This window comes from Miniphocaeibacter sp., from assembly GCF_049276255.1.
Taxonomy (GTDB): domain Bacteria; phylum Bacillota; class Clostridia; order Tissierellales; family Peptoniphilaceae; genus Miniphocaeibacter.
The window spans coordinates 1-4048 of record NZ_JBASWB010000061.1 but is presented as its reverse complement, the minus strand read 5'-3'; the positions used below and the strand labels follow the sequence as shown (position 1 = coordinate 4048).

At 29.3% G+C, this 4048-nt stretch carries 6 protein-coding genes; 5 read left to right on the top strand and 1 reads right to left on the bottom strand.

The genetic code is table 11. The annotated features are described in order from the left end of the window. From WAO56_RS07700 to celB, 5 genes are all read left to right on the top strand, one after another. The coding region (locus WAO56_RS07700) for a family 1 glycosylhydrolase (protein ID WP_422146322.1) at positions 1 to 645 on the top strand (645 nt) is incomplete at its 5' end. A gap of 28 nt (positions 646 to 673) precedes the next feature. After that, positions 674 to 988: a PTS cellobiose transporter subunit IIB gene (locus WAO56_RS07695; protein ID WP_422146321.1), complete on the top strand. Its 315-nt coding sequence runs from the start codon at positions 674 to 676 to the stop codon at positions 986 to 988. A 67-nt stretch (positions 989 to 1055) separates the two neighbouring features. After that, on the top strand, positions 1056 to 1418 hold the full coding sequence (locus tag WAO56_RS07690; protein ID WP_422146320.1) for a PTS cellobiose transporter subunit IIA: 363 nt from the start codon (positions 1056 to 1058) through the stop codon (positions 1416 to 1418). Next, the gene (locus tag WAO56_RS07685; protein WP_422146319.1) at positions 1411 to 1929 is read left to right on the top strand and encodes a hypothetical protein; all 519 of its coding nucleotides are present in this window, start codon (positions 1411 to 1413) and stop codon (positions 1927 to 1929) included. The genes WAO56_RS07690 and WAO56_RS07685 overlap by 8 nt, the downstream gene beginning before the upstream one ends. A 10-nt stretch (positions 1930 to 1939) precedes the next feature. Next, entirely contained in the window at positions 1940 to 3289 is a 1350-nt protein-coding gene (celB, locus tag WAO56_RS07680; protein WP_422146318.1) for a PTS cellobiose transporter subunit IIC, read from the top strand. A 44-nt stretch (positions 3290 to 3333) separates the two neighbouring features. On the opposite strand, the gene WAO56_RS07675 is transcribed toward celB, so the two are convergent. Further along, positions 3334 to 4048 (bottom strand): serine hydrolase domain-containing protein (locus tag WAO56_RS07675; protein ID WP_422146317.1); only part of this gene is annotated, 715 nt, incomplete at its 5' end.

Sequence of the window (4048 nt, the reverse complement as noted above, 5' to 3'; positions counted from 1 at the left end):
AGATATTATTTTACAGATGTTCATGTACATGGTACTTATCCAAATCATATTTTAAGATATTTAAATAGAAAAGGTATTGAATTAGATTTTACTGAAAAAGATAAAGAAGAGTTAAAAAATGGAGTGGTTGATTACATAGGTTTTAGTTACTATATGTCAAAAGTTGTAGAACATAAAGAATCTAATAAATATTTTGATTATGATGAAAGCAAAGATATAGTAAAAAATGAATATGTAAAAGCTAGTGACTGGGGATGGCAAATTGATCCAGTAGGGTTAAGATACTCACTAAATTGGTTTATGGATATGTATAATTTACCGCTTTTCATAGTAGAAAATGGCTTTGGTGCTTATGATAAGGTTGAAGAAGATGGTTCAATTCATGATGATTACAGAATAGAATATTTAAAAGCCCACATTGAACAAATGAAATTAGCGGTTATTGAAGATGGGGTTAATTTAATAGGATATACACCTTGGGGATTTATAGATTTAGTTTCAGCAGGCACTGGTGAAATGGAAAAACGATATGGATTTATTTATGTTGACAAAGATAATCAAGGTAGAGGCACATTGAAAAGAAGTAAAAAAGATTCCTTCTATTGGTATCAAGAGGTAATAAAATCCAATGGTGAAAATCTATAGATTATAACTAAAAATCAGGAGGTAAAAGATGAAAAAAGCAGTAATTATTTGTGTAGGTGCAATGTCTTCTTCGGTTATGGCAAAAAAGACAACAGATTATTTTAAAAATAAGGGTGAAGAAATTCAAGTAGATGCTTCTTCTGTAGGAGAAGGTAAAAAGCAAATTGAAAAAGATGAATATGATTTATATTTATTAAGCCCTCAAGCAAAAATGAATTATGATAGTTTAAATACTATGGCTAAAAAATCAAATAAAGAAATAGTAAATATTCCTTTTGATGCTTATGTACCTATACCAATGGGAATTGAAAAATTAGCAAAACTTATTGAAAATAATATCTAATTGATTTTATGAGTAGTTATTAATATTAATAACTACTCATAACCCTATTTATAAAAAGGAGATTAATATGGCAAATAATAATCATGAAGAAAAAATTGAAAAAACAGAAGATGATACAGAAGTTGTTTCATTTGAAATAATAATTCATAGTGGGCAAGCAAGAACTATTATACATGAAGGGTTCAAGCTTATGAGAGAAGGTAATTATGAAGAAGCTGACAAAAAATTAGATGAAGCAAATGAAGAAATTCTTCAAGCTCATAGAGCACAAACGAAATTATTACAGGATTTTGCAGCAGGTAAAGAAGTTGATATGAATGTAATAATGGTACATGCACAAGATCATTTAATGACTACAATAGCTTTAAGAGAAGTAGCTGTTGAAATGAATGTACTATATCAAAAGGTAGGAAAATTGGAGAGTGAGTAAAAAAAAGTTAAGTAAAAAAGAAAAGAAAATAATTGATAAAAAAGGGAAGGAATTAAGTCTGAAAAATATGTATTTTAACAGATACTTAATTGTTAGATACACCGTTGCTTTATTCTTTTTTATAAATTTATATTGGTTATTATCTCTTTTATTAACTAAATCATTTATGGCTATATTACCTTGTATGTTAATTTTATTATTAATTTTAGTAATTTTTGAACATGCAAAACTATATAGTAATCATACTAATAAATTGCCAAGAACAAAACTTTATTTTAAGATACAATTATTTTTTAATATAGTATTGATTATATTATCATGGACAAATTTATTCGTGAAAATCTTTCCAATATTAAAAACTACATCAAAAGCTAGACTATTGGTTTCTGTAGTATTATTAATAGGCATTATTGTTTCGTATTTAATAATAATAAAATTAAATATCATTGAAAAAAACAAGGATAAACAGTTTGAAAGAGTTAAAAAATATGAGAAAATTGTAAGGAAATAAGGAGGAAGTTATGAGTAAGGGATTTGGTTTTTTAGAAAAGTTCATGGGCCCAATGGCTAAAATAGCACAGTTTAAATTAGTAAGAGCCGTAATGGCAGCAGGGGTTGCCAGTATTCCATTTACAATTGTAGGTTCAATGTTTTTGGTTTTAAATATATTACCGGATACAATTCCTGCACTACAAGGAATTTTTGATTCTTCAGTATTTAGACTACAAGATTTATATATGGTTGCAAATAAAGCAACAATGGGTATATTAGCACTGTATTTTTCTATAGTTATAGGTTATGAATTAACTAAAATCTATGCAGATGAAGAAGATATAGACATAAATCCTGTAAGTGGTGCTTTATTATCATTATTTGCATTTTTTATGTGTATTCCTGAGTTAGTATTTGTAGATGGAAGATTTTCATTAATACAAAGTATATCAGAAGATGAACATGTTATAAACGGTTGGAGAATGGTTGGCGATGGCGTTAGTAGAATAGGTACTTCTGGTATCTTTACTGCTATTATAATGGGAGTAATATCTGTATTAGTTTATCGTTTTTGTGTTAAGCATAATTGGACAATAACAATGCCAGATGCTGTGCCTGAAGGAGTTTCAAGAGCTTTTACAGCATTAATACCTACATTTGTACTTGCTTTTGTAGTATTAATTATAAATGGAGTTTTAGTTGCTTTAGGAACAGATATTTTCAATATAATTGCAATACCTTTCGGTTTTGTTACAAAACTTACAGATACATGGATAGGTATAGTTATAATATACTTCTTAATACATGCACTATGGTTAGTAGGTATTCATGGAGCTAATATAGTTGATGCATTAGTAAAACCTATGCTATTATCAAATATGGCTGCAAATGCTGCAGGTGCAAACATACCATTTGCAGGTGAATTCCAAAATACATATGTTGTCTTGGGAGGTTCTGGTGCTACATTAGGAATGACTATTTTTATCGCTTTTTTAGCTAGATCAGAACAGTTAAAAGTTTTAGGAAGAGCTTCCCTTGGACCATCAATATTTAATATTAATGAACCAATAATATTTGGATTACCAATAGTTTATAATCCTTTTATGGCAATACCATTTTTCTTAGCTCCAATAACTACAGCATCATTGGCTTATTGGGCAACAAAATTACAATTAGTAAAACCTATAATAGCTCAAATGCCTTGGCCATCTCCTGCAGGTACAGGTGCCTTTATTGGAACAGGTGGAGATATAAAGGCGGTAATTCTGGCCTTTATATGTGTTATAGTGGCTTTTATAATATATTTTCCATTTATTAAATATTACGATAATAAATTATATAGAGAAGAACAAGGAAATGGAAACAATGTTAATGCATAGCATAAATAAACCCTTAGCGATTTTAATCACTAAGGGTTTATTTATTAAATAGTATAAGGAAGAATAAAATTATCTATTAACTCCCATCTATCCTTTAGAGGAGTTCGTAAAACTTCTGATGCAATTGCAATTACCAGATTATATTTTGGAATTACCGCAATAATATTACCACCTGTTCCCATAGCGTAAAAGGCCTTGTAATTTTCTGTATTTCTTAGCCACCAAAGGTAGCCATAATTCTTACTATAATCCCTTGTGCTTTTTTCTATCCAATTCTTTGAAATAATTTGCTCACCCTTATAAAGACCATTGTTAAGGTAGAGCAGTCCAAATTTTGCCATATCCTCTAAGGTTAAGGTTAATCCCCAACCACCAATAGTAAGACCTTGTTTGTCCTTAAGCCAGCCTTTTTCCTTAGTAAATAAAATATCGTTAATATTATAGGACTTCATTTCCACATCGGGTATTTCGGTCATGGAAATTTTAGAACAAAGGTATTTATTTGTAAATTCTCTGGTAGTTAAGCTAGTTGTTTTAGTAATAATTCCAGAGAGTAAATGGGCAGAGGCATCGGAATATTTAAATTCATTATTATTTCCACCTAAACCTAAAATACTTAGACAATGTTCTAGCCAGTTTTCACTGTTAATGAATTTTCCCAACTTCTGTCCAAAACCACGGAAGGAATAGGGGGCAGTCATAGAAAGCAGTTCATGAATTTTAACCTTATCCCTTGTTCTATTTTTACTTAGTTCATAT